The following is a 26,404-nucleotide window of genomic DNA, read 5'->3' as shown; positions in this document are numbered from 1 at the left end:
AAAGATGAAATTCGATCAGTTTTTTTGTTCTTACTCTTTCAAGAAGACTCCTCCTTCCCCTCTTTTCCCCCTTTAGGGGTTATTTTTTCCTGATCATTTCCTTTGATTTAAAAAAGGTGTTTGTCGCTTTTTACCGATTCTTTGCTATCTGTATCTCAAAAAAAGATAGCCATATTTATTGTTTAAAATTATTTATTGCTTTTTAGAAGCGGGTTAAAAAATGAAAAAGCTAAAAAGAATTGTGGTTAAGGTCGGGACTAGCACCTTAACGCAAGGCGGGAGTCAACTTTCTCGTAAATTTATGCTGGGATTAGCTTCCCAGCTTTCCAAACTCCATGAAAATAATTTCGAAGTGATCCTTGTTTCATCGGGCGCTATTTGCGCAGGCAAAGAACTCTTAAAAAATCCAAGTGTGGATCGAACCCTCCCAAAAAAACAAATGTTTGCAAGCATAGGCCAAGTTGAGCTGATGCTTGTCTGGAAAGAGTTATTTGGCCTTCATGAAATTCATGTTGCGCAAATTCTTCTAACAAGAGACGACATTTCAAATAGAAAACGATATCTTAATGCGAGAGACACGCTTAACTGCCTTTTACAGCATAGAATTATCCCTGTAATTAATGAAAACGATACTGTGGCGACAAAAGAAATTAGAGTGGGCGATAATGATAATTTAGCAGCATTAGTATCTAATCTTGTGGCAGCCGATCTTTTGATCTTATTAACCGACCAAGAAGGACTCTTTACTGCGGATCCAAGACTTAATTCTAATGCTAAATTAATTCCCTTAGTTAAACATATTGATGAGTCAATTATGGCTCTTGCTAAAGGCACTTCAACTTCTCTTGGGACAGGCGGCATGTTAACAAAAATTGAAGCTGCAAAAAGAGCCTCTCAATGGGGAACGCCAACAATCATCGCCTCATCAAAAGTCCCGAATATTTTATTAGAGTTAGTAGAAGGTAAAGCTCACGGCACTTTATTTCAAACAGAGATCACCTTGCAAGAGAGCCGAAAAAGATGGCTTTTATCGGAGAAGCCGCAAGGGGTTATTGAATTGGATGAAGGCGCATCAGATAAGATTCTTCATCATGGTGCAAGTCTTTTACCGCCTGGGATCGCAAAAGTAAAAGGACCTTTTGAGCGTGGCGCTATTGTTCATTTAATAGACTCAAAATCTAAATTATTGGCAGTTGGCATTACCAATTATGGAAAAGATGAAATTGAAAAAATAATTGGGGTCCACTCTAAAAAAATAGAAGATATCCTAGGCTATAGTTATGGCGGGGAAATTATACATAGAACGAATATGACAAGAGTTAAGTCCAAAGAGGAAGAGTCTTTATCATGAATGTTGAACAACTTGCCAAAAAGGCAAAACTTAGCTGTCCTCAAATGGCAAAAGCTTCAGATAAACAAAAAAATGAGGCTTTAATGAAGCTTATTTCGCTTCTTAAAGAAGAAGAAAAGGCTATTTTAGAAGCCAATCAAAAAGACATTGATGAAGCGATAAAAAAGGGTTTAAGGGAAGCTTTAATAGATAGACTTTCTCTTCAAAATCGAATTAAGGGCCTTATTGCCGACATTGAAAAAGTGATTGAACTCCCGGATCCCATCGGAGAGTGTTTTGAAAAATACCGACATCATGATTTAGAAATAGAGAAATGCCGGACCCCGATTGGCGTTATCGGCGTGATTTACGAATCAAGACCGAATGTCACACTAGACATCAGTGTGCTTTGCCTAAAGTCCGGCAACGCTTGCATTTTAAGAGGAGGCTCTGAGACACTTAGGACCAATATCGAACTTAGCCGATTGATTCGAAAAGCCTTAAGTCAATCAGGCTTACCGGAAAACGCTGTTCAGCTTATTTCAACTAGCGATCGAAGCGAAGTTTTAAAAATGCTGCGTCTTCATGATTTTATCGATTTAATTATTCCAAGAGGAGGAGAAGCGCTTCATCGTTATTGCCGGGAAAACAGCACTATTCCTGTGATCACAGGCGGCATTGGGATTTGCCATTTATTTGTTGATGAGACAGCAGACTTGGAAAAATCTCTAAAAGTCATTATAAATGCCAAAACGCAAAGACCGAGCGTTTGCAATGCCTTAGACACATTACTTGTTCATGAGGCTATTGCTTCGAGCTTTATCCCCAAAGTTGCAGATATACTTAAGTCTCTAGGAGTTAGTTTTAAACTGGATGCTAAAAGCCTGGAATACGTGAAAGATACCACTCCGGCCTCTCTTGCTGAAGAAAAGGATTGGGATACGGAATGGCTAAGCCTTGTCTTGGGAATAAAGGTAGTTAAAAATTGTGATGAAGCCATTTCGCATATATTGCTTCATAGCACAGGTCATAGCGATGGCATTTTGACCGAAAACCGGAAAAATGCCGAGGATTTTGTAGCAAGCATTGACTCGGCAGCGGTTTACGTAAATGCATCGACACGGTTTACGGATGGAAGCCAGTTAGGTTTAGGGTCTGAAGTTGCTATTAGCACACAAAAATTGCATGCAAGAGGCCCTATGGGATTAAAAGAGTTGACATCGTATAAATGGATAATTAGAGGTGATTATGCTATCCGGAAATAATATTGCAATTATCGGCACGGGAACTATGGGCCGCGGTTTAGCTGAGAGGCTATCGCAAAGCTATAACCTTTTTTTGTATGATCATCATTACGATAAAGCTCTTTCTCTTGAACAGAAGGGTTTTGGAAAAGCCTGTCCCGACTTGAAGACGGCAATTGATAATGCCGATATTGTGATTTTAGCCATTAAACCGCAGAGTTTAAAGGAAGCAGCTCCTCTAATTGGCAGTCTTCTTACCGAGCAAACCCTCATTAGTTTGCTCGCCGGCACAACCATTAATACCCTGAAAACCTATTTTCCAAATACCCGAATCATTCGGATGATGCCTAATCTTGCGATTACAAAAGGTGAAGGGCTAGTGGGTCTTACCCCGGATAGCAAACTTTCAGAAAATGAGATTATGCAGCTTTTAAGTCTCTCTGATCCTTTAGGAAAGGTGTTTTGGCTTTCTGAAGAAAAAATTAATGCTTTTACAGCATTAGGCGGCTCGGGTCCGGCTTTTGTTCTTGTCATGATAGAATCAATGGTGGAAGCCGGCATTGCTATGGGCTTTAACGCTAAAGATTCTGAGCAAATTGTCAAACAAATGGTGAAAGGAAGTTTATGCCTTTTAGAAAATAGCGATAAGCATCCCGGAGAAATCAAATGGCAGATTTCATCTCCTGCTGGAACCACGATTGCCGGGCTTCTTGCTCTAGAAGATTTAAATGTCAGGTCGGGCATTATCAATGTCTTCTTGGCTTGTTTTGAGAGAACAAATGAGCTTTCTTCAGATTGATTATGAATAAAACCTATCAAAGCCTTTGCTCTCAATTTTATGAACTCGACAAGCCGACTGTATCAGATGAAATTCTGAAATGTTATTTAAGCTATGCAAAAGACCTGAAAGGTCCCATCCTTGAACCTATGTGCGGAACGGGCCGTTTTTTGATCCCGTTTCTAGAAAGAGGCTTTAGGATTGAAGGCTTTGATAGCTCCCCTCACATGCTTGACATTTGTCAAAAAAAATGTGAAGCCAAAGGATTAAAGGCTTCCCTTAAAGAAGCCTCTTTTGAAACTTTTTCAAGCGATCATACCTATGACTTAATCTTCATTCCAAGCGGCTCTTTTGGTTTATTAACTTCGATCGAGGATGTAAATTCTGCGCTTAAGGTAATTTCCGATTCTTTACAGGAAGGGGGCAAATTTGTATTCGAGATTGAAACCTTAAAAGCCGTATCGGAATCTCAAAACTCTTGGAAAGAACGATTTGTTAAAAAAGGTGACTTGAAAATTACTCTAAAGACTAAAGCTCATTTTGATCTTCTTTCTAAAATTGAAACCACAGTCTGCAAATATGAACTGTGGGAAGATGACAAAAAGAAATTAACTGAAACCGAAGATTTTAAAGTCAAACTCTATGAGTTTAATGAAATAGACCCTCTTCTCACCCAAAACAATTTAAAAGTTTTAGGAAAATGGCAGCTTCGATCCGACATGAAAATTGCAGCTAATGAGAATTCGGATCTCATTTTATATGAATGTGTTAAAATTTAGAAAAGCCTTCCCCCATTTGGGATTTTATAAGTGGGCTCAAGTAAGACGACATGGCCATTTTCATCGGGCAAGCCAAGAGTTAGGACTTCCGAAATAAATTTACCGATTTGCTTTTTAGGAAAATTGACAACGGCGATTACTTGTTTGCCTAAAAGAGTTTCTTTTGGATAGCGATCGGTAATTTGCGCAGATGATTTTTTTACTCCGAGCTCTCCAAAATCAATTGTAAGCTTATAGGCAGGCTTTCGAGCTTCCGGATAATCTTCGACAGAGACAATCGTCCCAACTCGAATCTCCACTTTTAAAAAATCTGCAAATTGAATGAGTTCTAAGTTTTTATCTTGAGATTCCATAGATCGCTTTCCTTATAAGTCCTTGGTACTATAGCGATCTAAAGAAGGGTTGTCCAGCAGTTAGTTTGTGAACTTAAAGCTCTTAATGATCTCATCAAAGGTTTCTTTATAGTCATTATAAGAGACTGTCATGGCGCCTTCTGTAATAAGATAGGCCAATTTGTCTTTAACAAAGAAGTATTGAACAATTTTAGTGAGATCATCTCCCCTATTATAAGAGATCCAATTTGAGGGGACTCCTCCGATTTCTGCCGTTCCATTATCAAAATTATGGATAAACTCATTATTTAGAACAAGATGAGTCACATTCTCTCTTGTATAAACCTCAAGATCGACATTCGGCGGTAGTGGACCGCTAATCACACTTAAGTTTGCAAACGATTGACCCTCTTGATTTTCAGGAGATTTTAAAACGATATCAAAACCTTTGATATCGACTTTCTGCCAATCTTCCGGGTAATCAAAAGAATAGCCCTTCTCGGGACTTTCAAAAGTTGTTTTTTCAATCTGTTGTAAAGGGTCTAGTTGTGCAGCGTTAGAAAAACTAGTAAGTATTAGGAAAAAAGAAAACATAAGCAGCGGGTACATAATATAACCTCTTCTTATTTTTCTTTAGAACTAACATTAACTACTAAAAATAGCTACACTTTTAATTACTCTATAGAAGTAAACTAGTTAAATAAAAACATTACTCAATTTCTAGTTGTTTTGTTGAGTGGCTTTTATGTTGCTAAAGAACTTGAACCTTTCGATAAAACTATTAACGGTTTCATCGACGCTTTCAAAAAGCTCATCTTTAAACGTTTGCTTGGAGCTTGCTCTTAAGCCTTCCCTATCCCAAGTGATAGCTTGCATAGTTAAGCCATCAGGCAAATTGATTCTTGGCAAGGTGACTTCTTCAAAGAGCCTTCCTGACACATTATAGATATACCCTTCGGGGATGCTGAAAACAAACACCAGAATATGAAAGAAAGGAAGGTTCGGTTTTCCGGCACTTGCATCTGAACGGGGAACAATATTATTTTTTTGAAATATTTCTCTCACTCTCTCTTCAATTTCTTTAGCGGTCACCGGCGCTTTTTGATTGTCAGGGAGGGAGATTTCAGCAAAAACAGAAATATGATCGCTTAAATTTAAGAGGTGATCGCTTCCAACTAACCTGCCGTCTTTAAAGCCGACTATTCCGGGAAAAGCGTAAGGAATAAGATCGCTTTCAGAGCTCGCCATTTGTGTAATAGTGCCATCATCGACGGATTGGTTTTTTAACTGCGCGTATTTATCCCTAAATTTATTGAGAGAGGAATTGTTAGTTCCTGCGTTACCTGGATTGCTCATGTTTCCGGGATTTGTATTTCTTCCTGAGGGTTGATTGGTTGTTTTGCTATTGCTGCTGCTTGGAGTTGAAAAATTGATTCGTTGAGGCATCTCGCAAAAAACAGGCTTCGATATCAATAAGCTAGACAAAAGTAAAAAACTTTGAAATCGTTTTGAAATCATATAATTTCCTGAACTTTTTAAAGAATTAATAATCGACTTCTTTCGAAAGAAGTCTAATGGATTATTTTCCATTGCTAATGCTTTCGTTTAATTTAAAGGATGAAATAAAGCGATTAAACTCCTCTTCATTCACCTTATTTAATTTTGAAATTCGAGTAAGTAAATAGAGTTTATTCCTATATACAAAAGCGATGCCTGAAATATGATTTTCATCACTTTCAATTTCGAACTTAACGGCTTTTCGCCCCTGAAAGGTCGTTTCAATTGCACTTTTTAGTTGGTTATTCACTCCTTGCGCAACCATATCCGCTATAGTATTTTCTAAAATGTGGATATCATTTTCCGGTTTATTATCAGGGCCGAAGCTGATGGCTGTAATTACATAGAGGGAAGAATCAAGCTGCTCTGAAAGGAAAATCTTATAATGCTTCTTTTTAGCAGTTCTATTGTCGAGAGCACTTTGAGACGTCACATTTGGAACGGTTGGCAAAGACACATGGAATTCCTTAGATTCCGGCGAGTAATCTTTCCATAAGTTGTAGGCTTCTTTAGCATCGTTATTGGCTTTGCCCCCCGAATCAATGATATTGGCACCACTTGGCCTTAAAGCGAAGTAGCTTAGGATCAGTATAGAAGCTGCAACGACGGCGATCAAAAGTTTTGACATAAGATTCTCATTAATTACTTTATCGATTTTAGAATAACACTACCCATTTGCTTGCTTATTGTTATTTACACGTATTGAAAAAAAGTGAAAAGAAAATTTGTTATAATTCTAACCTCAGCGTTTCACTAAATTCGGGTTAAGCCCTTCGGGAAAAATTGTTCGATTCTTGACTTTATCCAGCATAAACTATAATTTTTTAGGATGAAATCAAAGACGGGGCTTAAGGAAAATGCGTTTCATAATTTTTATTTTATTTGGCTCCCTTTCCTGCTTGCTTGGCTGTGATGGAAGAAAAGAAAACTCCAAAAATTCTGAAAAAATGCTTCGCGTAGCGATTAGCCAAGACCCAGAATCGATAGATCCAAGGAAGATACGAACCGTCACAGCAGTTGGCGTCTCCCATATGCTTTATGAAGGCCTAATGCGTTTTGATGCGCAAGGCAAAGTCGTTCCGGCCCTTGCTGAAAAAGTTGAGATCTCTAAAGACAAGAAGACCTATACTTTTACTTTAAACCAAAGCTATTGGTCTAATGGCGATCCCATAACGGCAAGTGATTTTGCTGAAACCTATAAAAGCACGCTTAAGCCTGATTTTCCGGCTCCCAATGCGTATCAACTCTATGTGTTAAAGGGAGCTAAGCTTGCGAAGCTTGGCCTACAATCCCCGCAAGAAATCGGGGTCATGGCAAAAGATGAAAAAACGTTAGTGTTTGAACTTGCTGAGAGCTGCCCTTTCTTTCTATCGCTTGCAGCCACCCATTTTATGTACCCTGTTCATAAGTCGTTAAGAGAAGGCGGGAGTGTGCATGCAACCCCTATCACAAATGGACCTTTTCAAGTCGATAATTGGCAAAGAAGCCATAGGCTAACCCTCAAAAAAAATCCTAATTTTTGGGATAGTCAATCGGTCCCTCTTGAAAACGTTTCGCTACAGATTCTAGATGAAAGCACCGCCTACCAAATGTTTAAAAAAAATGAATTGGAATGGACGGGCTCACCCCTTCTTGCCATGCCGATTGATACCCTTAAATCTCTTATGGACTCAAAAAAATTAAGCATGGCTCCGGCACTTGGAAGTTTTTGGGTAAGGCTTAATACGAAATCGCCTGTTTTCACATCGAAAAACATGAGACGAGCCTTCGGTCTTTCAATTGATAGAAAATCGCTTGTCGAACATGTCGTTTACGTGGGCGAGCCGGCAACAGGAATCGTTCCTAAAAAAATGGGGTTAAATCCCAACCCTCTTTTTCAAGACCATGACGTTGCAGAAGCTAAAAATTTTTATAAAAAAGCGCTTGATGAGGACTGCGTGAGCCCAAAAGATCTTAAGAAGATTACGCTTTGTTATTTGCAAAGCGATAAAAATCATAGGATCGCTCAAGTGTTGAGAGAGGACTGGAAAAAAAATCTTCATTTGGAAGTTCTGCTGCAAGCCATTGAGCCAAAGCTCTTTTATGAAAGGTTAGCCAAAGGTGATTTTGACATAAGTTTAGGCGGATGGGTAGCTGATATCCCGGATCCCATTAATTTTTTAGAGATTTTCAAATTTAAAGAGAACACAACAAATAGCACGGGCTGGGAAATGGAAGAATACCAATCCCTTCTTGATCGATCAAACCAAGCTGATAAAAGAGAGCGTTATGAACTGCTTTCAAAAGCTGAGACGCTCCTGATTGATGAAATGCCGATTATTCCCCTTTACCATGGGGTATTCGGCTATTTGCAAAATCCAAATGTACAAAATGTCGGAGTTTCAGATCTTGGCTTTATGGAGATTAGAAATGCGCGGGTTAGTCAATGAGATTTTTATTAAGAAGGCTTTTTCTTGCTTTGTTAATGACTCTTCTAACCCTGACGATTACTTTTATCTTGATGAATCTTGTGCCCGGCAACCCTTTTTCAGACGAGAAAGGGCTTTCCCCTGAAATTAAAAAATCCCTAGACGCTCATTTTGGGCTGGACCGTCCTTTAATTTATCAATATTTTTCTTACATTTATTCTTTTGCTACCTGGGATTTTGGTCCTTCCATGCAATACCCGGATGTTCAAATAAAAGACATAATTAGAAATAACTTTCCTGTCTCCTTTATGCTTGGCATGGAGGTTCTTTTCTTTTCAATTGCCATAGGGGTTTTTTTAGGCTCTTTAGCAAGTTACTATCGAGGCGGTGCTCTTGAAGCCCAAATTTTTTACATGACTATGGCTTTTATCTCTGTTCCAAGTTTTTGTGTAGGCGTTCTCTTGCAATATGTTTTTTCAGTTAAACTCGGATGGATGCCGATAGCCCACTTAGATAACTTTTGGCAAAGCATTTTGCCAACTTTATCCCTCTCTATTTTTCCGATCGCCTATATCACCACCTTAACCAAAGAAAAAACCATTGAAACTTTGAAAAAGACTTATGTAAAAACAGCTTTTGCGAAAGGCCTTCATCCCATAGTTGTGATGGGTAAACATGTTCTACCGGGTTCTTTTTTTCCCCTCATCGGCTATCTTGGACAATTAACCGCTAATATTTTAGTGGGTAGTTTTGTTATTGAGAAAATTTTTGCAATCCCGGGTCTCGGGGGGTTTTTTGTTCAAAGTGTCTTCGCAAGAGATTATACCGTTATTATGAATTTAACCGCTTTTTATGCCCTTATTCTAAGTCTCTGCATTTTTTTATCAGAAATCCTCTCAATTTGGCTAAACCCTTTTGAAAAACAATGTTTAAAAGACGATGGTTTTTATGAAAAGTTATAGCCGGAATCTTGGTTTTTTCCTTTTAACCCTTGTTTTATTGGTTGCTTTGTTCGGACCCTTTTTTTCATCCTATTCCTACGATGATCAAAACTTGGCTCTCAAAAATCAGCCCCCCGGCTCTTTATTTTGGCTCGGAAGCGACGACCTAGGAAGAGACATTTTTACAAGATGTTGCTATGGTCTAAGGATTTCTTTATTTATTGGAGTCATTGCAGCCCTTATCGATTTGGTGATTGGCGTTGGAATCGGCTTTGCTATCGCTTTTTCAAAAAAGAGAAATGAAGAAATTTTAATGCGGCTAATTGATTGTCTCTACTCTCTTCCCTATATTCTTGTTGTCATGGTGGTTCTTTTAGTTTTAGGCCCTGGCCTTCTTTCGATCATTACAGCTTTATCGCTAACAGGCTGGATTACGATAACTAGAATTGTTCGTTTTGAATTTTCTCTTCTTAAACATGAAGAGTACGTCGTTTATTCCAAGATGCTAGGAGCTACAAAAAAATATATTTTAATGAAGCATTTAATTCCTAATTGCAAAAAAGCCATATTAGGAGCTGTAGGTTTAACCATTCCGGCAGCCATTTTTGCCGAGTCTTTTTTAAGTTTTTTAGGCCTTGGTGTGCAAGCGCCTTTAGCAAGCCTTGGCACAATGGCAAGCGATAGCTTAGCCGCTATCGAATACTACCCTTGGCGATTGCTTGTGCCGCTTGCTTTCATTGCCCTTCTCATCTTGGGATTTAATCTTGCCTTCACAAATTTTAACAGTAGGAAGCCAAATCTTGTCTCCGCTTCTTGAAATAAAAAAACTTGGGCTAAGCTATAAGAAAAATGTCAATGGGCTTGTAGACATTTCCCTAAACTTAAATAAAAATGAAGTGTTAGGAGTGGCCGGGCCTTCAGGCTCCGGCAAAAGCTCCCTTGCTAAAGCTATTTTAAACCTTCCGGGCTTTGCGCCGGAAGCTCAAATTTCCGGCGAAATCTTATATAACGGAAAAAACTTGCTCCTCTTTAATAATAAAGAAAAACGCCTCTTTTGGAAAAAAGAAATTGGAGTGGTGTTCCAAGATGCCTTAGCTTCTTTAAACCCTTTTATGAGCATAAAAAGCCAATTATTTGAAGGGATAGAATCAAAGAAAGAAAGGCTTGACATTGCACTCGATCTTTTATCGAAGGTACGTATTCGAAACCCTTTGCAAATTTTATCTCTTTACCCTCATGAATTATCAGGCGGTATGCGACAGCGTGTGATGATAGCCTTAGCTTTAGCTAAAAAGCCGAAAATATTGATTTTAGATGAGCCGACAACAGCACTTGATCCAACTGTTCAAGCCTGCATCCTATCAATGCTTAGAACTATTAAACAAAATTCCAAGATGGCTATCCTTATGATTTCACATGACCTTGGCGCACTTGCCGGCCTTGCAGATCGAATTGCCATTATGGATAAGGGTCGCTTAATTGAAGAGCAAGGAGTGGATAGTTTTTTTAAAAATCCGATTCACCCCTTTTCTAAAAAGTTGTTAGACGCATTTAAACAAATAAGATCCCTATGAGCCTATTTGAAGTAGAAAATTTATCTGTTGAATTTAAAAAAAATGGCTTCGTTTCTTTTCATCTTGAACCTTTAAGCTTCTCATTAAAAAAAGGAAGTATTTTAGGCATTGCCGGCGAAAGCGGCTCCGGAAAATCCACTCTTGCTAAAGCGCTTCTTGGGATTCTTCCTCTAAAAACGGGACGCATTCTTTTAAAGGGAACGGTTTATGATAGCTCAGATTTCAAGCAAAAAAGAAACTACCAAGCCAAAGTACAATTTGTTTTTCAAGATGTTTATAGTAGTTTTAACCCTTCTCTATCTCTAAAGGCTTCTTTGCTTGAACCGTTAGAAATCCATTCCAACCTTGCAAAAAAAGAAAAGCTTGAAAGAGTCTTAATGCTAGTTGATTCTGTGGGGATTTCAAAAGACCTCATTGAGAAAACCCCACGAGAATTAAGCGGCGGCGAGCTTCAGCGTTTGTCTATTGCAAGAGCGCTAACTCTAAATCCTGATGTGATCATTCTTGATGAACCCCTCTCCTCTTTGGATGTCCCCTTGCAAGTTGAAATGATAGAATTCTTACGAAAGAAGGTAAAGGAAGAAGAGGTATCTCTTATTATGATTAGTCATGATTTAAGCGTTTTACATTTTTTATCAGACGCACTTGGGTTACTTTATCATGGCCAATTTTTAGAATATGGGCAAACAAACGTGATTTTTAAGACGCCTAAACACCCCTATACCGAAGCTTTGATTAAAGCGATCCCTGAACCGGATCCTGAAATTGAGAAAAAAAAGCAATTTCACTTTTTTGAAGAAGCGGCTTTCTCAAAAAAAGGCTGCCCTTTTGCTGCCGCCTGCGATCGAAAAAAAGATAGATGCCTAGAAGAAACGCCTAAGCTTGAAAGAAAAAACGAAAACCATTCAGTTGCTTGCTTCTACTAAGAGGATTGATTCTTAAATAGCGACAAAAGAAGCTCGTTTGGCAAAGGGGCTATGCTAGTGTTTCTAAAAGTAGAATAAGGGCACTCTGCATAGTCATTAAAATGATCAATTGTCTGAGGTTTCCAAGCCAACATACACGTATCTTTGGTTCGCTTAAAAACAATTTTTTCTTTAGCCATCGCTTGAATGAGGATATAGATCTCGGGACCTTCTATTGCTACCTTCCCCTTTCGGCCATCTTTTAGTACAATTTTACAGGTATGAGTACAAGGTAGTCTTTGCTGATATTTCTCAAGGATTTGAAATTTCTCAACCATTTCAACAGTAATAGAATTCATTTCTTTCCTAAATTTGTGTTTTTTATTTAAAAAAAATCCAAAGGCTTACCAATACCACATTAAATAATATAACGATATTCGCCAACTTTTATCGCTTCTAGTTTAAGGTCATGGTTAGGCTGAAAATTCTTTTTGTTTCTTGCTTTTATTAAGAAGATTCTTTCTTAAATAGCGACAAAAGAAGCTCGTTTGGCAAAGGGGCTATGCTAGTGTTTCTAAAAGTAGAATAAGGGATGTCTGCATAGCAGTCAAAATGATCAATTGTCTGAGGCTTCCAAGATAACATACCCTTATCTTTGGTTCGCTTAAAAACAATTTTTTCTTTAGCTATCGCTTGAATGAGGATATAGATCTCGGGACCTTCTATTGCTACCTTCACCTTTCGGCCATCTTTTAGTACAATTTTACAGGTATGAGTACAAGGTACTCTTTGCTGATATTTCTCAAGGATTTGAAATTTCTCAACCATTTCAGCAGTTATATTGGGGTCAGTTCGGATCATTTTTTCCTAGTTCAAAAGAAGTCTATTACATAACATAGCGATATTCGTTCGTCTTCATTGCATCTAATTTAAGGGTCAGGGGAAGCTGGTCTGAAAATTCATGAGGCCCAAAAAACTGAATAGGCGGTGGAAATTGGAAATGGTCCTCATAGGCCCATTTTAAACGCCATTCTTTATAAAGATCAAAAGCGGCTCCCTTTAAATCCACAAGCGCTTTTTTGATGACAGCTTTTTCTTTTCCTTGGCGATTTTCAAAACCCATCATGGATATTAAGGGTAAACCAATCGGCGTCCATGCTTCCACCGGTTCATTAAGGTGAGTAATCCCGGCCATATACCCGGTTAGCCCATGTTTTATAAGAAGAGCTGCAGTCAAGCCTAAAGCATAGCAGTAATTGGCATCAAAATTTGAAGGCATGGCAGATCGGCCCTCATAACCCAAAAAAATAGCTTGAGGGCTAAAAGAGCCTTGATAAGAGCCCTCTTCTTTTCGCTTTTTCAATTCTTTTTGAACCAGCTCTAAAATGAGTCTTTCGGTTTCAATCTTAGTGACTTGAACATTGCCATGAGGGTCTCTTTCTAAAAGAAATTGCTTTTGAATTTCTTGAGGCAAATCTTCGAATAAGGTTTTAGCTTCTTTTGATAAGTGGTTTTTGATGACTTGAGTAAGATTTTCTTTCGGGTAATTATTTATTTCACGAATGAGCGTTTGGACATCGTTAAAAAATTCAATGGACCCTTCAGGTATGAGAAAGAGTCCGTAATTCTTATTTTCCTTGGCCCTATGGCAAATGATATCAGAGAGTAAAACTACAACATCACGAAGATTTTGTTTTTCTTCCTTAATTTCTTCACTGATCAGCGTGTAGGTTGGATGAGTGGCAAGGGCGCATTCTAAAGCTATATGAGATGCAGACCTTCCCATGAGCTTTACAAAAAAGTAATATTTTTTCTGGGACAGCGCATCTTTCAAAAGACTACCAATCGTATGAGCATAGGTTTTACTCGCTGTATCAAAACCAAATGAGATTTCGATATATTGATTTTTTAAATCTCCATCGATAGTTTTTGGAACGCCGATGACTTTTGTTTTGCATCCCTTTTCTAAAAAGAACTCAGCTAAAGCCGCCGCATTTGTATTTGAGTCATCCCCCCCGATGATAATTAGACCATCGAGCGAAAGATCTTCGACAATTTTTAAAGCGACTTCTTTTTGTTCAATGGTTTCAATTTTTCCGCGTCCCGTGCTTAAAAAATCAAAGCCTCCTAGATTTTTTATTTGGGCGATATCTTCTTGAAAAATGTTTCGCGTTTTTCTTTTTAATAAACCATCGGGGCCGTCTAAAAATCCTATCAATTGAGAATTGGGTTGGAATTTTTTTATGGCATCGAAGATTCCGGCTAAAACGTTATTGCCACCCGGGGCAGGTCCTCCTGAAAAAACCACTCCTACCTTCAAAGGAAACTTTTTTTTGACATCCGTGAATTCAAACTCAATAAGAGGAAAGTTATAAGATTTTGGAAAGAGAGTTTTAAGTTCTGTTGGAATTTTTTCAGGACAGTACACAGGCTTTGCTTGAAGGCCAAGCAAGTGTTTGAGTTGATTCGGTATCTTAGGCTTGTATTGCAAACGTAAGCTTTCAAAAGTATACATAAAAAATTCTTTCCCTAGCTCTTTTTAATAGCTGCAATTTTTTCCTGATGATTTAAAGTAGTATCGAACCATTCCAAGGTCTTTTCGATAGCTTGCTGCTTTTCTTGGTAGTTTGAAAAATCGTGATCGCTATTAGGAAGGCGTAAAAATTGTGATTTTTCTTTTGACGAAGAGCGCACCCTTTCGTAATCGAGGGCATGTTCTAATGTTACCCGCTCATCCGATTCCCCATGAATATGTAAAAGTGGTATAGAATGAAGTTTGGCAAGCGCTTCCTCAATATTAATTTTCATAAATTGCTCAAAAAAAGAGATGCTTCCTTGCTGACCATTAATACGCATTAATTCTTGTGCTGATTCCGGGTCTATAGACTGATTAGCCATTTGCTGCCATTGGTCTATCCACTGCTTGCCGCTAAACATAGGACACCAAAGAACTAAACTTTTGATATCTTTAAAGCGACTCGCGGCTTGTATAGCGATCGGTCCGCCAAAAGACCTTGCAAAAATACCGATTCTGTTTTTATCGATAAGGGGATTCTTTTTTAAATACTCAAGTCCTGCAAGAACATCTTCAATAAAATGCTCGGGTAGGAAATCTTGAAAAAGTCCTTCGCTATCCCCGGAGCCTCTGCAGTCTAACCGAAAAGAGGCAATGCCGATCTCAGCTAAACGCTGGGCTATTTCAACATAGATGCGATCCTTGCCGATTTTATTCCCTGCAAGACCATGGCAGAAAAAAACTACAGGCGGGTTCTTAACGTTTTTCGGCAGATGAAGGATTCCAAATAATTTGTAACCGCCGCTTTGCAAAGTCACAGACTCGCGTGTTTCAATTATTTTCATAAAAACCCTTATTTGAATCTAATTTTCATATTACCGAAAAGAGAACTAAATCGCCAAGAAAAGTCCTTTTGGATGTAAAATGCTTAAAAGACTAAAAATGATTTAGTTAAAGAGTTAGCATTCAGGCACGTTGGCAGCTAAGCCTCCAAGAGAGGTTTCCTTATAAATTGATTGCATATCCCGGCCTGTTTGCCGCATGGTGTTTATGACTTGGTCTAAAGAGACTCTATGTAAACCATCTCCATTTAAAGCAAGGATCGCGGCATTGATTGCTTTAATCGCGCCCATTGTGTTTCTTTCAATGCAAGGGATTTGAACAAGACCCATCACCGGATCGCAAGTTAAACCAAGGTTATGCTCCATGCCAATTTCAGCGGCGTTTTCAATTTGTAGCGGCGTACCCTTCAAAGCTGCGGTTAAGCCGGCAGCTGCCATTGAGCAGGCAACACCAACCTCCCCCATGCACCCCATTTCAGCCGCTGATATTGAAGCTCCTTCTTTATAAAGGATGCCAATCGCAGTAGCGGTTAGGAAAAAATCGATTAGGCCGTCTTCCGTCGGATTTTCCGTAAGCTTAGCATAATAGTGAAGAACGGCTGGAATACCCCCTGCCGCTCCATTTGTCGGAGCTGTTACAACACGGCCGCCTGCCGCATTTTCTTCATTGACAGCAAGAGCCCATAAGCTTACCCACTCAAGAAAGGTGGATGGAGCCATTTCTTTTTTGGGAGCGTCTTTTGAAAGTTTATCATAGAGATTTTTGGCCCGGCGTCTTAAGTTTAACCCCCCCGGCAAAATCCCCCCTTGTTCGCAGCCTCTTTTTACACAAAGCTGCATGACCTCCCAAATATGTAAAATTCCTTCACGAATTTCCTCCTCGGATCTCCAAACTTTCTCATTTTCCAAAACAATTTCGGCAATGCTTTTTTGAGCCTTTTGACAGTGTTTTAAAAGCTCTTCTGCGGTTTTAAAAGGGTAGGGAATTTTTGTTTTGTTTTGATCTAAACTCTCATTTTGCTTGGCTTCATCATGTTCAACGACAAACCCTCCGCCTACTGAATAATAAACTTTTTCAAGAAGAATTCCATCCATTCCAAAAGCTGTAAACCTCATCCCGTTAGGATGATAGGGAAGCAATTTGTCTTTATGGAAAATAAGCTCCCGACTTTCATTAAAGGCAATTTTATGTTCCTTTAGAAGGATCAATTCTTTCGAGCTTCTTATTTTTTCCAATTTTTCAGGAATGCTATTTGGATCAATGTCTTGAGGGGTTTCACCTCCTAATCCAAGTAATATGGCTTTGTCGGTTCCATGCCCTTTTCCTGTGAGCGCAAGAGAGCCAAAAAGTTCAACTCTTATGCTTTTTACTTCTTTTAAGAGGTCAAGCTCTTGTAATTTTTGAGAAAAACGTAAAGAGGCCCTCATGGGGCCTACCGTATGGGAGCTTGAAGGACCAATGCCTATTGAAAATAAATTAAAGATGCTTATAGCCACCTATGGATCCTTTTTTCTTATTTTTGAGCTTTCTAAAGCTAAAGAATTTGAGTACGAAGTTTTAAAGAGAGAGATAATCCTATTATATCATTTAATTTACGAAAATGCCAACTCCTGAAAACTCATTATTCCTTCGCAAACTTCTCAAAAGCTTTGAAAAAAGGCATTAAGAGAAAAGAGTTTAAGACCATGGCGCTTAAGATAACGATTGCGACTGCAAAAGAAGTCCCCTCATAAAAATAGCCGGTTAGTGCCACAAGGAAAAAACAAAGAAAGGCGCGAAGGCTCATGGTAAGAGAAGATGCAAAGCCTTTTAGTTCGCTAAAAACGGTAAAAGACTCGGTAAAGATGACCGGGTAGCAAGCTGCAAAGCCGGCGCTAAAAAAAGACATGGAAAGGGTCATGGCAAGAGGCGAACTTAAGTTAAATAGGGTAAGGAAGAACATTAAAAAGGCCGTCGCAACACATAAAAATAAGCCTAAAGCTACAGTTCTTTTTGGTTCTAAAGCTTTAAGTATTTTATCGGAGAAAAAACTAACCAAAGAAAAGGACCCGATGATTAGGCCTTGATGAAGGGTGTATTGCAAAAGGGAAAGACCAAAAGCTTCCCTGTATAAAAAGGGGCTTTGCGTAATAAAGGCCATATAAGATGCATAGAAAAAGCTTGGAACAAGCGAAAGGGCTAAAAACTTAGGGCTTAAAAGGAGTTTTTTATAAGGTGTTAGAACGTCTTTTAACTTTATAAAACTCTCCTTCTTTTGGGTTTCAGGAAAGTATAGATACAAAGAGATCCAGGACGAGAAAGAAAGGAGCGCAATAAAGCCGTAATTTCCCCTCCAGCCGATTAGGTTGTTAATGAAAGAGCCGATTAATGGAGCTAAGGCCATAATAATGGTTAAAATAGCATTCATCCTGCCAATAAGCTTTGTTGCTTTTGAACCCTGATAGACATCGGCAATCATGGTAAAGACAAGGACAGCTGAGGTGCTAGCCCCTAGCCCTTGTAAAAACCTTGCCGCCAATAGAAAATTTATTGACGGAGCCAAAAAACAACCGATCGCCCCTAAAAGCAAAAGACCATTTCCAAAAACCATAATGGGACGCCTTCCGAAATTATGGGAGAGCGGGCCATAAAAAAGCGCACTTAGGCAGAACCCTAAAAAATTAAGGCCCACCGTTAGCTCTATAAGGCTTTCAGTGGTGTGAAAATTCTTTGCGATGTCAGGAAAGCCGGGAGCTGAAACTTCCACTTCGATGCAACAAACAATAATAGATAAAATAAGCAAAGGCAAAAACCAACGTGACATAAGTTTTCCAAGTTTAAATGTTACAAAAAAATAAAAAGAACGAAGATTAAAGGGATGATAAGATATGAAAGAGTAAGAAAGAGAAAAAACGACCCTTCCCCTAAAAAAGGAACTTTTTTATAGGGAAGAATCGAAAGGGTAAGGGGTTATATTATTAACTATAAATAATTTGATCAAGGGCAAACTCATCATCGCCTATAGCGTCTTTTAAAGACATAATGCGGCGAAAAGAAGCGGCATCTACTAATTGCTGTATAAGGTCAGGATTGGCATCCTGAAACTTCGAGACATGCTGGACGAAATTTGAATATTTTTCAGCGTTCTCGCCTTGGTTTAGCTTTAAGTTAATCTTTTCAAGCAGCTTTAGAACGAAGTTATGAGTCCGGTCATCAATTTCCATTCCCTGACGGCTTAAAAATTCTTGATGGATAAAAATTTCATAGATCTGAGAGGGGTCCATCTCCGATGCGAGGGAGATTGTTTCCATAATTTCAGAAACCGCAGATTTAATAGTTTCATCTATTAGCGACGGCTCTTTTTTCCCTTGGGGCTCAGCAGACTGAGAGACGCCTGTCCTCATAGCCTCTTTTTGGGCTGCTAGATTCCATAGCATTTGATGAGCCGGAAATATATTCATAAATAAACCAATTGTTATTATTTGTTTTGTGATTTCAATAATTATAAACAATTAGTTTATGAATTGTGTAAAGATATAATTAAAATATGTTTAATTATATATTTTTAGTAATTACTATGGGGATTGAAAATTTAATAGAATGTAAATTAATAATTTAATATAATATTAATATTTTAAAAATAATTATAAATATAACTACAAAAAGGAATCTTTATGATTAATACCAATTTTTCATCCATTGGAACTTCAGCGCCGGCTCAATCTCCGATTGAAGCAAAGCTTCAAAAAAAACTTAACCAAACTTGCCAGCTTTTCAAAAATGGCGAAAGCCCTGGAAAAATTGGTTTTCAATCAATTTATGAGAATTTTTTTAGAAAACAGCCGGCAGATGCCTTAGACATAGCTCTTAGGAGCTTAAAAGAAAATTATTCTAAAGACGGGTCCTATACAGCCCAAGGTTTTATTACAAATGATATTCTAATACGTATTGCTATAATTACTTATCGCTGGTCAACCCCAGGAAATTATAACTATAACGCAAAATTTATAGGCTTGGCTGACAAAATTATAGCTATTTCAACTGATAAGGCGACTAAAGCCGAATTTTCTAAATGGAAAGAATCATAGTAGTTAAAGGAACAGTTCCTTACTGTCCCTTCGTAAAGACAGGCAAACTTAAGATTGCTTGTCTTTCCGATCTTCTTGAGAAGATCCTCCTATTAGCCAATGCAAGCCGGGCCAATAACTTGGGGGTTCTTTTGAAACTTCTCCCGTAACATCAATGATCGTCGGTTTATCGGCGTGTACGGGTATACTTGGATGATTAGTTCCCGCGCTAAAAGGAACTTTGTTCAAGTAGATCGCTCTAAAAGTAGTATCTCCATGAGGACGGTAGTAGAATACACGGCCTTTTAAATCCTTTATGGTTGCCCATAAAGTCGTAGCAGTAAGTATTTCACTTGCAACCTCAGCCACGACCACCCCGCTTGGAATATCTGTCGCATTAAGAATATGAGTACACGCGCTGAAAGCCTCAAAGCTGTCATTAGGTTTAACAGTCTTTGTCATCATCGAAATGCGAACAAAACGGCTGATTGGCGACCAATCTCCTGGCAATCCTAACATACCCCGAGAGACTTCTTTAGGGTCTTTACTTGTAATGTCAGGGATAAGCTCTTCATACTGCTCTAAATTTTTCAATTGCCAAGGAAGCTCTGGGTCATTTGTCAAGACGCCCTTCGGGTTATCATAAAAATTGACTTTTCCGCCGATAAGCTCAATAACCCCATTGTTTCCTTCAGCGTCATGTAAAGCGATATGAAGCCCCGGAACTTTGTTAAGGGCTTCTACCACTTGCCCCCAAATTAAGACTTTTGGAAGAGCTTCTTTAACTTCAGCTACAGTCGCAAAACTCCCCAAGATCCACTTGCCCACATCCAAAAGTGCAAGAGCCCTATCCTTTTGATCTTCCCCAACTGTCTGGTATTCAGTTTCTTCAAGAGTTAAAACTCCAAAGGAGAGTCCGGCTTCATTTAACCCTTCAACCGGCCCATCATTAAAAGCCGTAATGCCCGTAAAGCCATGATTAGATCTCCATGTCAAGCCTTTAGTGTTATCTGGAGCAATGCTTTCAAACGGCTCATCTCGATTGAAAGTGACGATTCTTCCATACTGTCTTGATAAAAATTCCATCGAGCGACCACAAAATTTTGAACCATCCTCTGCGCTCACCATAAAATCGCCGCATGCAAAACTTGGCAATCTTGCCGCATTTAAATCTGAATTCATTGAATCTCCATTTTTCCAGGGTTATGAAAACTAGCTGTATAGAATCTACAGACAAGGTTGCATGCGGTTATTAGAAAAAAGATCGAAATTGTCAAGTGTTTTTAGGTGGTACAGGAAAAAAGGATTTTTAGCAAAAAAAAGCCCTTCACAAGTTTCTTAGAAGGGTATTTTCTAAATCCTATTTAACGTTTTTTTCAAACTCGTCGCGAAGGATAGCCACCCCTGTGTGTTTGTCATCTTGACTAAAAGAGATTGTGAGACCATTTGCAGACACGCCTCCGGCAACTATTTGGTTGCCCTTAAGCTGATCAGTGGAGCGTGTAAAAGTCCATGGCTTTGAGCTAAATGAGCGATAATTTGGATCGAAAAAATATTGGGACAAAATGCAAGCTGAATATTTTAGTATATTTGAAATTCCGTAACCGGTAAGAGTTTTTTCAGCTAACTCTCTGACCATTTCTTGTTGCTCGATATAACTTTTACTTCGACTTCCAGGCAGGACATCTTTTGTCATGATCACCCACACCGATTTATCAATTGATTTTTCTCCAAACTCCTCCATTGCCGTCGGCCAAATGAAATTGTAACCTGTTTCACTATCTTTAAAGCATTTTTTTGAGAGTTCTCCAAGGTTTTTTAAGTTAAGCTGCCCATTAAGAGTTTTAGGAAGCCTTACAATCATGAGGAATTCTTTTGCATTTTTTTCGGGAAATAAGCTTTTAAATTTCCTGCAATCAGAAATGAAATCTTTCCATGGAAAGGAAGAATATTCTTCTTTTCTATCCTCGTCTTTTACAACCTCCTCCCCAAACACTTTCGCCCAGATATCATTTGTGAAAGCTATTTCCCTATATATAGCGTTTTTCCATAAAGCGGGGTCTTCGGCTAGTAGTTTCCAGCTTTTGCTTATAGCGCCAATGGTCCCAAGCGAGGAGAGATTTAGGCAAGAAAAAATAGCCATAACAAGCTCATCTGGAAGAAAGCTTACAGGGTCTAACGCTTCATAAGAAGGACGATTGTTATTATTTGAATTTATGGTTAGATTCATTTTATATTCCAAGATGAAAATTTATTAAATTTTAAATAAAAAACTATAAAGAAATTGAATTATTCAGTAAATAATTAATTAACCTAACCTAAGAATGCATAAATGTACGCTGGTTTTTAATAGAGATTATGATTAAGAAGTGGATCTAAGAAGAAGGACAAAAGTTATGATTTTTTAGCCAAAAAAAAGCCCTTCACAAGTTTCCTTGGAAGGGATAATTTCTTTAGCGGCACCTGGACTCGAACCAGGGACACACGGATTATGATTCCGTTGCTCTACCAGCTGAGCTATACCGCCTTAGTCGCAATTAGCGGGGGAAGGATTCGAACCTCCGACCTTTGGGTTATGAGCCCAACGAGCTAACCCCTGCTCCACCCCGCGATAAGATTAACATTTATCAGATATTGAAAGTAAAAACATAACAGATAAGCTCTTTATTTCACAAGAGCATTTCTAAAAAAAAATCAGAAAACTCCTTTTTCAAGGCTATTTTCGATTATTTTTAATGTTCTAAAAGAACTTCCTGAGCTATCTTGGATAAGCTTTCTGCCATTTTCTCCAAGATGTGTTCTTAAATTATTATTTGCTATCAATTCTGAGAGGCAATTTGAAAGATTTTTCATATCCACTTGATAACCAACGTTATACTCTTTCGCAAGCCGAACAAGTTCCGGTTGAGAGTGCATATAAGGGCCGAAAACGACAGGAATGCCAAAAGAACATGGCTCTAAAATATTATGGCCCCCGACGCTTTTAATGAAGCTGCCTCCGACAACCGCTGCATGAGCATGGCGGTAACACTTCATAAGAAGGCCCATTTGATCCAAAAGAATGAGCTTTTTTTTGTGTCTTCCCTCCCCTATTTCCGAGTAGCGGAGAAAATCGACTTGATTCTTTTTTAATCTATCGGCGACTTCATTAAACCGTTCCGGGTGTCTTGGAACCAAGACGGCCTTAACATGCGGATGTTTTTTCCAAATCTCATTTAAAACACCTGTAAATTGATCTTCCTCGTTAAAGTGGCTGGAACCAAAGACAAGCACAAAATCGTCTTCTGCAAGGCTTAATTTTTGAATTAGAGCGGCATCCACATTCTCATCTACCGATAAATCTAACTTAATATTCCCTGTGACATGGATTTTATTCTCTTTTACCCCGAGGGCCAAAAAACGCTTTTTGTAGTCCTCGCTTTGCAGACAAAAACAATCGATGCGATTAATAATTTTTTCTTTTATCGAAGGAAATTTTAGTAGGCGATTTAAGGATTTTTCACTGATTTTTCCGTTTACAAGAACAATATTAGCCTTATTTTTCTTGCAAGCTGCTAAAAAATTGGGCCAAAAATCAGATTCTATAAGAAGGACAAGCGAGGGATTCACACGTTTTACGAGAGGGAAGATAATAAAAGATAAATCCCAAGGCAGATAGCCAAAAAAATCGGCTTTAATATTTTTTTTAGCCTCTTCTTGACCTGTTACTGTCGTTGTTGTAAAAACAATTAAGCTATTTTGAAACTTTTCTTTTAGCAGTTTTACAAGTGTTTGGGCTCCCCTTGTTTCACCAAGCGAAACGGCATGAACCCATATGATTTTTTTACCAAGACTTGCGTTGTGAAGTGAAAACCCAAACTTTTTGATTAGGCTTAAGCCGTACTTCGGGTTTTTAATACTTCTAATCAATAAGTAGGGAGCGCTTAAAAGAAAATATAGAAGCAAAGAAATGTTATAGAATAAAGAGAAAAGCATAACAGTCCGAAAGTCCTAAGGTAGCGTCAAGTTTTATTAAAGGCTTTCTTTAATTAATTCTTTCATGAGGTAAAAAATGATTCTAATTCATTCCATAAAAAAATTCTATTCCAGTTTGATCGGACTTGCAGACCTTTTTTCTAATTTATTTCTGTTTGCGATAAGACTATATTGGGGGTATTCTTTTCAGACGGCGGGCTGCAATAAACTGCTGAATATCTCCGAGACAGCTTCTTTTTTTGCCCAGCAAAAAATCCCTTTTCCGGAATTTAACGCTTATTTAGTCGGCGGAGTTGAATGCCTTGGAGGCTGGCTTTTGATGCTTGGTCTTGCCACAAGACTTGCAGCTCTTCCGCTAGCTTTTACGATGGTTGGAGCGCTTCTCACAGCCCACTATGCCGGGTCTTCACAAATCTTTACGGACCAGAACGCTTTTCTGTCACAGACGCCTGTCACTTATTTACTGACGGCCCTAACTTTATTTTGCTTTGGACCGGGTGCGATTTCTTTAGATTATGGGATTGAAAAGCTTGTGTTTAAAAAATAGAAAACGCCCGAAATTGATCGGGCGTCTTAAGAATTTAGAGTTTATTTTTTGCCTTTAGATCTAAAGGCAACGATTCCTTTTTTGATTTTTACGGTCCCTTTTTTCATAGAGATAGAATGAAGGCCCAAATTTTTCTTTTTAGGAGCGCTTTTTTTCACCGTTTTTTTCAAAGGAGTAGGCGCTTTATAAGTTTGTGCTTGAGGATCTGCTTGCTTTAAACGTTCGTGCAGCTTTGGATTCAATTCTAAAGCTTTGCGGATATCTTTTGTCGCTTGTTCTGTGTTCCCTTGAGAAAGATGAGCGACTCCCCTGTCGAAATAAGCGGTACTATTTTTAGGGTTTGCTTCGATTGCTCTCGATAGATGAGAAATAGCTTCACTGCTATTGCCTTCGGCAAAAGAGATATGGCCTTTCAATTCATGAGCCTGCGAGTGATTTGGATTTTCCTGTATCACTTGGTTTAAGTGATGATGCGCTTGTTTGAAATTTCTGGTTTTAAGAGAGTTATGAGCATTATGAATATGATGATCGTAATTAGCTCCGCTTAGAGAGGTGGCGGCAATTAAGGCTGCAAAGAGAAAAGAAACTAATTTCATGAGTCCTCAAATAATATTAATTGTTATATCTTTTAACACACTTATTATTTATTTTCAATCAATTCGCAAGTTTTGAATAAAGGAGATGATTTGTTATATTTTTAAAATAATTATTACTCATTTAAATTTAGGTTTTATAAAGAAACTATTAATATCCTATAAGTTAAAAAAAAGATTGCACTCAAAAGCTCAAGGATAATACGTTCAAATTAAGAAACTTTCTTTTTTAGAGACAAAAGCAAATGAGCCTTTATTTTGATAAAGCCGGACTTATAATCTTTCTTTCCTTCTTCTTTTTTAGCTTCATTCTCTTTTTCTATTGGACGGGAATGCTCTTTGATAGCGCTTTTGGAGCTGTGATGGCAGCCTCTCTTGCTTGGGGATCTTACGTGGTCTTAAAAATTCTCTATTTATTGTCTCGAAAATAACACAGCCCGTAAGTTACTTTAGTTGTAAAATCGATTCTTAAACTAAGAGATATTCACCATGACTATTGCCCAAATTGAGTCTGAATCTTTTCTAAACCCTTTAGGACCCCCCGGGGTAAAAAGCGCCGACCCGTGCGTAATGGTGATTTTTGGGGCCACAGGCGATCTGACTTCAAGGAAGCTGATACCGGCTCTTTATAATCTGGCTCTTGGCGGACAGCTCCCCATTAACTTTGCCTGTGTCGGGTTTGCAAGAAGGGATAAGTCCAACGATGATTTTAGACATGACATGGAAGTGGCGATACAGGAATTTTCGAGGACTAAGCCTGTAGATGAAAAGGTCTGGAAAGATTTTAAAGAAAAGCTTTTTTACCATAGATCCGAATTTGATCAAGACGAGGGTTATGATTCTCTTGCTTCTTTGCTAAAAAAATTAGATGCCACTTTCGGCACCAAGGGAAATAGGCTTTATTACCTTTCTACTCAGCCAAGTTTCTTTCCCCTGATAATTGAAAAGCTTGATCAACACCATTTAATCTACGATAGCTCAAAAGTTAATGACAAATGGTCCCGGGTTATTATTGAAAAACCTTTCGGTCGGGATTTAGAGTCTGCCGAGGCTTTACAAAAAGACATCCTTCTTCACCTTCACGAAGATCAAATTTACAGGATCGACCACTACCTTGGAAAAGAAACGGTTCAAAATCTTTTAACTTTTAGATTCAGCAACCCCATTTTTGAATCCATTTGGAACAATAATCATATTGAAAATGTTCAGATTACAGTCGCTGAAGATATAGGAATCGGAACAAGAGGAAGGCTTTGGGAAGAAGCCGGAATGCTTCGAGATATTGTTCAAAACCATATGATGCAGCTTTTAACACTTGTCGCAATGGAACCGCCGGCAAGTTTTAAAGCAAATCCTATTCGGGACGAAAAAGTAAAAGTCATGCAGGCTGTGAGGCCTTTTTCTGAAAAGAATATGGAAGAGTTCATACAAAGAGGGCAATATGCACCCGGCTTTATCAAGGGGGAACCTGTAAAAGGCTATAGAGAAGAAGAAAACGTATCCAAAACCTCCTCTATTGAAACGTACGTTTCACTTAAACTTTTTATCGACAATTGGCGCTGGAATGGAGTCCCCTTCTTTTTAAGAGCCGGTAAAAGGCTGCCTAAAAGATCCACCGAGATTGCCATCACCTTTAAACCGGCACCAGGATTTCTCTTTGATGAGCAATTAGAGCCTAATGTCCTTGTGATCCGCATTCAACCGGATGAGGGTATCTCCCTTAAAATGAACTGCAAAGTCCCCGGCTTGAATGCCCCCATCCAACCTGTTAAAATGGACTTCCAATATGGCTCATATTTTGGATCTAAACCTCCTGAAGCCTATGAGCGGCTTCTTTGCGATGGCATGTCTGGCGATAGCACTCTTTTTGCAAGAGAAGATGAAGTTTTGGCTTCCTGGAAGCTTTTTGATCCGGTTCTTAAGTATTGGGAAAAATCACCCCCTCATGACTTTCCGAATTATGCTTCCGGAACTTGGGGGCCTAAAAGCTCGGAAGAAATGCTTGCTAAAACAGGAAATAAGTGGCGAACCCTCTAA

General features: G+C 38.6%; 29 protein-coding genes and 2 tRNA genes. 14 read left to right on the top strand and 17 right to left on the bottom strand.

The window, feature by feature from the left end; translation table 11 throughout:
• The first annotated feature begins 220 nt into the window (after positions 1 to 220).
• The 4 genes from proB to CSEC_RS04045 are packed head-to-tail and all read left to right on the top strand — an operon-like array spanning position 221 to position 4,131.
• Positions 221 to 1,351, top strand: a complete 1,131-nt coding sequence (gene proB / locus CSEC_RS04060) for a glutamate 5-kinase (protein WP_041017084.1) — start codon at positions 221 to 223, stop codon at positions 1,349 to 1,351.
• Positions 1,348 to 2,595: a glutamate-5-semialdehyde dehydrogenase gene (locus CSEC_RS04055; protein WP_041017083.1), complete on the top strand. Its 1,248-nt coding sequence runs from the start codon at positions 1,348 to 1,350 to the stop codon at positions 2,593 to 2,595. Before proB ends, CSEC_RS04055 begins: the two co-directional genes overlap by 4 nt.
• The gene (gene proC / locus CSEC_RS04050) at positions 2,579 to 3,373 is read left to right on the top strand and encodes a pyrroline-5-carboxylate reductase (RefSeq protein ID WP_041017082.1); all 795 of its coding nucleotides are present in this window, start codon (positions 2,579 to 2,581) and stop codon (positions 3,371 to 3,373) included. Before CSEC_RS04055 ends, proC begins: the two co-directional genes overlap by 17 nt.
• 2 nt (positions 3,374 to 3,375) lie before the next feature.
• A complete protein-coding gene (locus CSEC_RS04045; protein WP_041017081.1) occupies positions 3,376 to 4,131 on the top strand; it encodes a class I SAM-dependent DNA methyltransferase in 756 nt (251 codons plus the stop codon).
• Here the strand turns inward: CSEC_RS04045 and CSEC_RS04040 are convergent.
• The 4 genes from CSEC_RS04040 to CSEC_RS04025 all read right to left on the bottom strand — a co-directional run bounded on the left by CSEC_RS04040 (position 4,128) and on the right by CSEC_RS04025 (position 6,648).
• A complete protein-coding gene (locus CSEC_RS04040; protein WP_041017080.1) occupies positions 4,128 to 4,484 on the bottom strand; it encodes a tRNA-binding protein in 357 nt (118 codons plus the stop codon). The two genes, CSEC_RS04045 and CSEC_RS04040, sit on opposite strands and share 4 nt — an antisense overlap.
• Before the next feature lie 60 nt (positions 4,485 to 4,544).
• The gene (locus CSEC_RS04035) at positions 4,545 to 5,072 is read right to left on the bottom strand and encodes a PsbP-related protein (RefSeq protein ID WP_041017079.1); all 528 of its coding nucleotides are present in this window, start codon (positions 5,070 to 5,072) and stop codon (positions 4,545 to 4,547) included.
• A gap of 111 nt (positions 5,073 to 5,183) precedes the next feature.
• Complete coding sequence (locus CSEC_RS04030; protein WP_154017619.1) at positions 5,184 to 5,981, bottom strand: hypothetical protein; 798 nt, start codon at positions 5,979 to 5,981, stop codon at positions 5,184 to 5,186.
• Between the two features lie 61 nt (positions 5,982 to 6,042).
• Positions 6,043 to 6,648, bottom strand: coding sequence for a hypothetical protein (locus tag CSEC_RS04025; RefSeq protein ID WP_041017077.1), 606 nt, complete (start codon positions 6,646 to 6,648; stop codon positions 6,043 to 6,045).
• A gap of 229 nt (positions 6,649 to 6,877) precedes the next feature.
• Between CSEC_RS04025 and CSEC_RS04020 the strand changes: the two genes are divergently transcribed.
• The 5 genes from CSEC_RS04020 to CSEC_RS04000 are packed head-to-tail and all read left to right on the top strand — an operon-like array spanning position 6,878 to position 11,869.
• Positions 6,878 to 8,449, top strand: coding sequence for a peptide ABC transporter substrate-binding protein (locus CSEC_RS04020; RefSeq protein WP_041017076.1), 1,572 nt, complete (start codon positions 6,878 to 6,880; stop codon positions 8,447 to 8,449).
• Positions 8,446 to 9,390 (top strand): ABC transporter permease, encoded by a 945-nt coding sequence (locus CSEC_RS04015; protein ID WP_041017075.1) that lies wholly within the window; start codon positions 8,446 to 8,448, stop codon positions 9,388 to 9,390. The genes CSEC_RS04020 and CSEC_RS04015 overlap by 4 nt, the downstream gene beginning before the upstream one ends.
• Positions 9,377 to 10,186, top strand: a complete 810-nt coding sequence (locus tag CSEC_RS04010; protein WP_053331753.1) for an ABC transporter permease — start codon at positions 9,377 to 9,379, stop codon at positions 10,184 to 10,186. The genes CSEC_RS04015 and CSEC_RS04010 overlap by 14 nt, the downstream gene beginning before the upstream one ends.
• Positions 10,170 to 10,943, top strand: a complete 774-nt coding sequence (locus CSEC_RS04005) for an ABC transporter ATP-binding protein (protein ID WP_053331752.1) — start codon at positions 10,170 to 10,172, stop codon at positions 10,941 to 10,943. Before CSEC_RS04010 ends, CSEC_RS04005 begins: the two co-directional genes overlap by 17 nt.
• Positions 10,940 to 11,869, top strand: coding sequence for an ABC transporter ATP-binding protein (locus CSEC_RS04000; RefSeq protein WP_053331751.1), 930 nt, complete (start codon positions 10,940 to 10,942; stop codon positions 11,867 to 11,869). Before CSEC_RS04005 ends, CSEC_RS04000 begins: the two co-directional genes overlap by 4 nt.
• On the opposite strand, the gene CSEC_RS03995 is transcribed toward CSEC_RS04000, so the two are convergent.
• The 5 genes from CSEC_RS03995 to CSEC_RS03975 form a co-directional block, all read right to left on the bottom strand.
• Positions 11,866 to 12,207: a hypothetical protein gene (locus CSEC_RS03995; RefSeq protein WP_041017074.1), complete on the bottom strand. Its 342-nt coding sequence runs from the start codon at positions 12,205 to 12,207 to the stop codon at positions 11,866 to 11,868. The genes CSEC_RS04000 and CSEC_RS03995 overlap by 4 nt on opposite strands.
• 148 nt (positions 12,208 to 12,355) lie before the next feature.
• The gene (locus tag CSEC_RS03990) at positions 12,356 to 12,709 is read right to left on the bottom strand and encodes a hypothetical protein (protein WP_041017073.1); all 354 of its coding nucleotides are present in this window, start codon (positions 12,707 to 12,709) and stop codon (positions 12,356 to 12,358) included.
• 25 nt (positions 12,710 to 12,734) lie between these two features.
• Positions 12,735 to 14,363, bottom strand: coding sequence for a diphosphate--fructose-6-phosphate 1-phosphotransferase (locus CSEC_RS03985; protein WP_053331750.1), 1,629 nt, complete (start codon positions 14,361 to 14,363; stop codon positions 12,735 to 12,737).
• Positions 14,364 to 14,377: 14 nt separating this feature from the next.
• On the bottom strand, positions 14,378 to 15,208 hold the full coding sequence (locus tag CSEC_RS03980) for an alpha/beta hydrolase (RefSeq protein ID WP_053331749.1): 831 nt from the start codon (positions 15,206 to 15,208) through the stop codon (positions 14,378 to 14,380).
• A gap of 114 nt (positions 15,209 to 15,322) precedes the next feature.
• The gene (locus CSEC_RS03975; protein WP_041017072.1) at positions 15,323 to 16,702 is read right to left on the bottom strand and encodes an L-serine ammonia-lyase; all 1,380 of its coding nucleotides are present in this window, start codon (positions 16,700 to 16,702) and stop codon (positions 15,323 to 15,325) included.
• Between CSEC_RS03975 and CSEC_RS13320 the strand changes: the two genes are divergently transcribed.
• Positions 16,632 to 16,820, top strand: coding sequence for a hypothetical protein (locus CSEC_RS13320; protein ID WP_202593686.1), 189 nt, complete (start codon positions 16,632 to 16,634; stop codon positions 16,818 to 16,820). The two genes, CSEC_RS03975 and CSEC_RS13320, sit on opposite strands and share 71 nt — an antisense overlap.
• Before the next feature lie 7 nt (positions 16,821 to 16,827).
• Here CSEC_RS13320 and CSEC_RS03970 read toward each other — a convergent pair whose 3' ends face one another.
• Both CSEC_RS03970 and CSEC_RS03965 read right to left on the bottom strand, forming a co-directional pair.
• The gene (locus CSEC_RS03970) at positions 16,828 to 18,009 is read right to left on the bottom strand and encodes a multidrug effflux MFS transporter (protein ID WP_041017071.1); all 1,182 of its coding nucleotides are present in this window, start codon (positions 18,007 to 18,009) and stop codon (positions 16,828 to 16,830) included.
• 154 nt (positions 18,010 to 18,163) lie between these two features.
• A complete protein-coding gene (locus tag CSEC_RS03965; RefSeq protein ID WP_041017070.1) occupies positions 18,164 to 18,646 on the bottom strand; it encodes a hypothetical protein in 483 nt (160 codons plus the stop codon).
• 213 nt (positions 18,647 to 18,859) lie between these two features.
• On the opposite strand from CSEC_RS03965, the gene CSEC_RS03960 reads away from it, so the two are divergent.
• A complete protein-coding gene (locus CSEC_RS03960; protein ID WP_041017069.1) occupies positions 18,860 to 19,273 on the top strand; it encodes a hypothetical protein in 414 nt (137 codons plus the stop codon).
• Between the two features lie 48 nt (positions 19,274 to 19,321).
• On the opposite strand, the gene CSEC_RS03955 is transcribed toward CSEC_RS03960, so the two are convergent.
• From CSEC_RS03955 to CSEC_RS03935, 5 genes are all read right to left on the bottom strand, one after another.
• The gene (locus tag CSEC_RS03955) at positions 19,322 to 20,434 is read right to left on the bottom strand and encodes a linear amide C-N hydrolase (RefSeq protein ID WP_053331748.1); all 1,113 of its coding nucleotides are present in this window, start codon (positions 20,432 to 20,434) and stop codon (positions 19,322 to 19,324) included.
• 178 nt (positions 20,435 to 20,612) lie between these two features.
• The gene (locus CSEC_RS03950) at positions 20,613 to 21,482 is read right to left on the bottom strand and encodes an F-box protein (protein WP_053331747.1); all 870 of its coding nucleotides are present in this window, start codon (positions 21,480 to 21,482) and stop codon (positions 20,613 to 20,615) included.
• Between the two features lie 224 nt (positions 21,483 to 21,706).
• Positions 21,707 to 21,779 (bottom strand) — tRNA-Met (locus CSEC_RS03945).
• A gap of 11 nt (positions 21,780 to 21,790) precedes the next feature.
• A tRNA-Met gene (locus tag CSEC_RS03940) sits at positions 21,791 to 21,863 on the bottom strand.
• Between the two features lie 83 nt (positions 21,864 to 21,946).
• Entirely contained in the window at positions 21,947 to 23,227 is a 1,281-nt protein-coding gene (locus CSEC_RS03935) for a 3-deoxy-D-manno-octulosonic acid transferase (protein WP_041017068.1), read from the bottom strand.
• 76 nt (positions 23,228 to 23,303) lie between these two features.
• Between CSEC_RS03935 and CSEC_RS03930 the strand changes: the two genes are divergently transcribed.
• Complete coding sequence (locus CSEC_RS03930) at positions 23,304 to 23,774, top strand: DoxX family protein (protein WP_041017067.1); 471 nt, start codon at positions 23,304 to 23,306, stop codon at positions 23,772 to 23,774.
• 41 nt (positions 23,775 to 23,815) lie between these two features.
• Here the strand turns inward: CSEC_RS03930 and CSEC_RS12575 are convergent, their stop codons facing one another.
• A complete protein-coding gene (locus tag CSEC_RS12575) occupies positions 23,816 to 24,370 on the bottom strand; it encodes a tetratricopeptide repeat protein (protein WP_053331746.1) in 555 nt (184 codons plus the stop codon).
• A gap of 242 nt (positions 24,371 to 24,612) precedes the next feature.
• Here CSEC_RS12575 and CSEC_RS03920 point away from each other — a divergent pair, with 242 nt between their 5' ends.
• On the top strand, positions 24,613 to 24,798 hold the full coding sequence (locus CSEC_RS03920) for a hypothetical protein (RefSeq protein ID WP_041017066.1): 186 nt from the start codon (positions 24,613 to 24,615) through the stop codon (positions 24,796 to 24,798).
• A gap of 58 nt (positions 24,799 to 24,856) precedes the next feature.
• The gene (zwf, locus tag CSEC_RS03915; protein WP_041017065.1) at positions 24,857 to 26,404 is read left to right on the top strand and encodes a glucose-6-phosphate dehydrogenase; all 1,548 of its coding nucleotides are present in this window, start codon (positions 24,857 to 24,859) and stop codon (positions 26,402 to 26,404) included.

The sequence above is a fragment of the Criblamydia sequanensis CRIB-18 genome (genome assembly GCF_000750955.1).
GTDB lineage: Bacteria > Chlamydiota > Chlamydiia > Chlamydiales > Criblamydiaceae > Criblamydia > Criblamydia sequanensis.
The sequence above is the reverse complement of the archived record's forward strand: the minus strand, read 5'-3'. Positions and strand labels throughout refer to the sequence as shown.

Coding starts and splice junctions, on each gene's coding strand:
- proB (WP_041017084.1), top strand. CDS start 221: ATGAAAAAGCTAAAAAGAATTGTGGTTAAGGTCGGGACTAGCACCTTA.
- CSEC_RS04055 (WP_041017083.1), top strand. CDS start 1,348: ATGAATGTTGAACAACTTGCCAAAAAGGCAAAACTTAGCTGTCCTCAA.
- proC (WP_041017082.1), top strand. CDS start 2,579: ATGCTATCCGGAAATAATATTGCAATTATCGGCACGGGAACTATGGGC.
- CSEC_RS04045 (WP_041017081.1), top strand. CDS start 3,376: ATGAATAAAACCTATCAAAGCCTTTGCTCTCAATTTTATGAACTCGAC.
- CSEC_RS04040 (WP_041017080.1), bottom strand. CDS start 4,484: ATGGAATCTCAAGATAAAAACTTAGAACTCATTCAATTTGCAGATTTT.
- CSEC_RS04035 (WP_041017079.1), bottom strand. CDS start 5,072: ATGTACCCGCTGCTTATGTTTTCTTTTTTCCTAATACTTACTAGTTTT.
- CSEC_RS04030 (WP_154017619.1), bottom strand. CDS start 5,981: ATGATTTCAAAACGATTTCAAAGTTTTTTACTTTTGTCTAGCTTATTG.
- CSEC_RS04025 (WP_041017077.1), bottom strand. CDS start 6,648: ATGTCAAAACTTTTGATCGCCGTCGTTGCAGCTTCTATACTGATCCTA.
- CSEC_RS04020 (WP_041017076.1), top strand. CDS start 6,878: ATGCGTTTCATAATTTTTATTTTATTTGGCTCCCTTTCCTGCTTGCTT.
- CSEC_RS04015 (WP_041017075.1), top strand. CDS start 8,446: ATGAGATTTTTATTAAGAAGGCTTTTTCTTGCTTTGTTAATGACTCTT.
- CSEC_RS04010 (WP_053331753.1), top strand. CDS start 9,377: ATGAAAAGTTATAGCCGGAATCTTGGTTTTTTCCTTTTAACCCTTGTT.
- CSEC_RS04000 (WP_053331751.1), top strand. CDS start 10,940: ATGAGCCTATTTGAAGTAGAAAATTTATCTGTTGAATTTAAAAAAAAT.
- CSEC_RS03995 (WP_041017074.1), bottom strand. CDS start 12,207: ATGAATTCTATTACTGTTGAAATGGTTGAGAAATTTCAAATCCTTGAG.
- CSEC_RS03990 (WP_041017073.1), bottom strand. CDS start 12,709: ATGATCCGAACTGACCCCAATATAACTGCTGAAATGGTTGAGAAATTT.
- CSEC_RS03985 (WP_053331750.1), bottom strand. CDS start 14,363: ATGTATACTTTTGAAAGCTTACGTTTGCAATACAAGCCTAAGATACCG.
- CSEC_RS03980 (WP_053331749.1), bottom strand. CDS start 15,208: ATGAAAATAATTGAAACACGCGAGTCTGTGACTTTGCAAAGCGGCGGT.
- CSEC_RS13320 (WP_202593686.1), top strand. CDS start 16,632: ATGGGGCCTACCGTATGGGAGCTTGAAGGACCAATGCCTATTGAAAAT.
- CSEC_RS03970 (WP_041017071.1), bottom strand. CDS start 18,009: ATGTCACGTTGGTTTTTGCCTTTGCTTATTTTATCTATTATTGTTTGT.
- CSEC_RS03965 (WP_041017070.1), bottom strand. CDS start 18,646: ATGAATATATTTCCGGCTCATCAAATGCTATGGAATCTAGCAGCCCAA.
- CSEC_RS03960 (WP_041017069.1), top strand. CDS start 18,860: ATGATTAATACCAATTTTTCATCCATTGGAACTTCAGCGCCGGCTCAA.
- CSEC_RS03955 (WP_053331748.1), bottom strand. CDS start 20,434: ATGAATTCAGATTTAAATGCGGCAAGATTGCCAAGTTTTGCATGCGGC.
- CSEC_RS03950 (WP_053331747.1), bottom strand. CDS start 21,482: ATGAATCTAACCATAAATTCAAATAATAACAATCGTCCTTCTTATGAA.
- CSEC_RS03935 (WP_041017068.1), bottom strand. CDS start 23,227: ATGCTTTTCTCTTTATTCTATAACATTTCTTTGCTTCTATATTTTCTT.
- CSEC_RS03930 (WP_041017067.1), top strand. CDS start 23,304: ATGATTCTAATTCATTCCATAAAAAAATTCTATTCCAGTTTGATCGGA.
- CSEC_RS12575 (WP_053331746.1), bottom strand. CDS start 24,370: ATGAAATTAGTTTCTTTTCTCTTTGCAGCCTTAATTGCCGCCACCTCT.
- CSEC_RS03920 (WP_041017066.1), top strand. CDS start 24,613: ATGAGCCTTTATTTTGATAAAGCCGGACTTATAATCTTTCTTTCCTTC.
- zwf (WP_041017065.1), top strand. CDS start 24,857: ATGACTATTGCCCAAATTGAGTCTGAATCTTTTCTAAACCCTTTAGGA.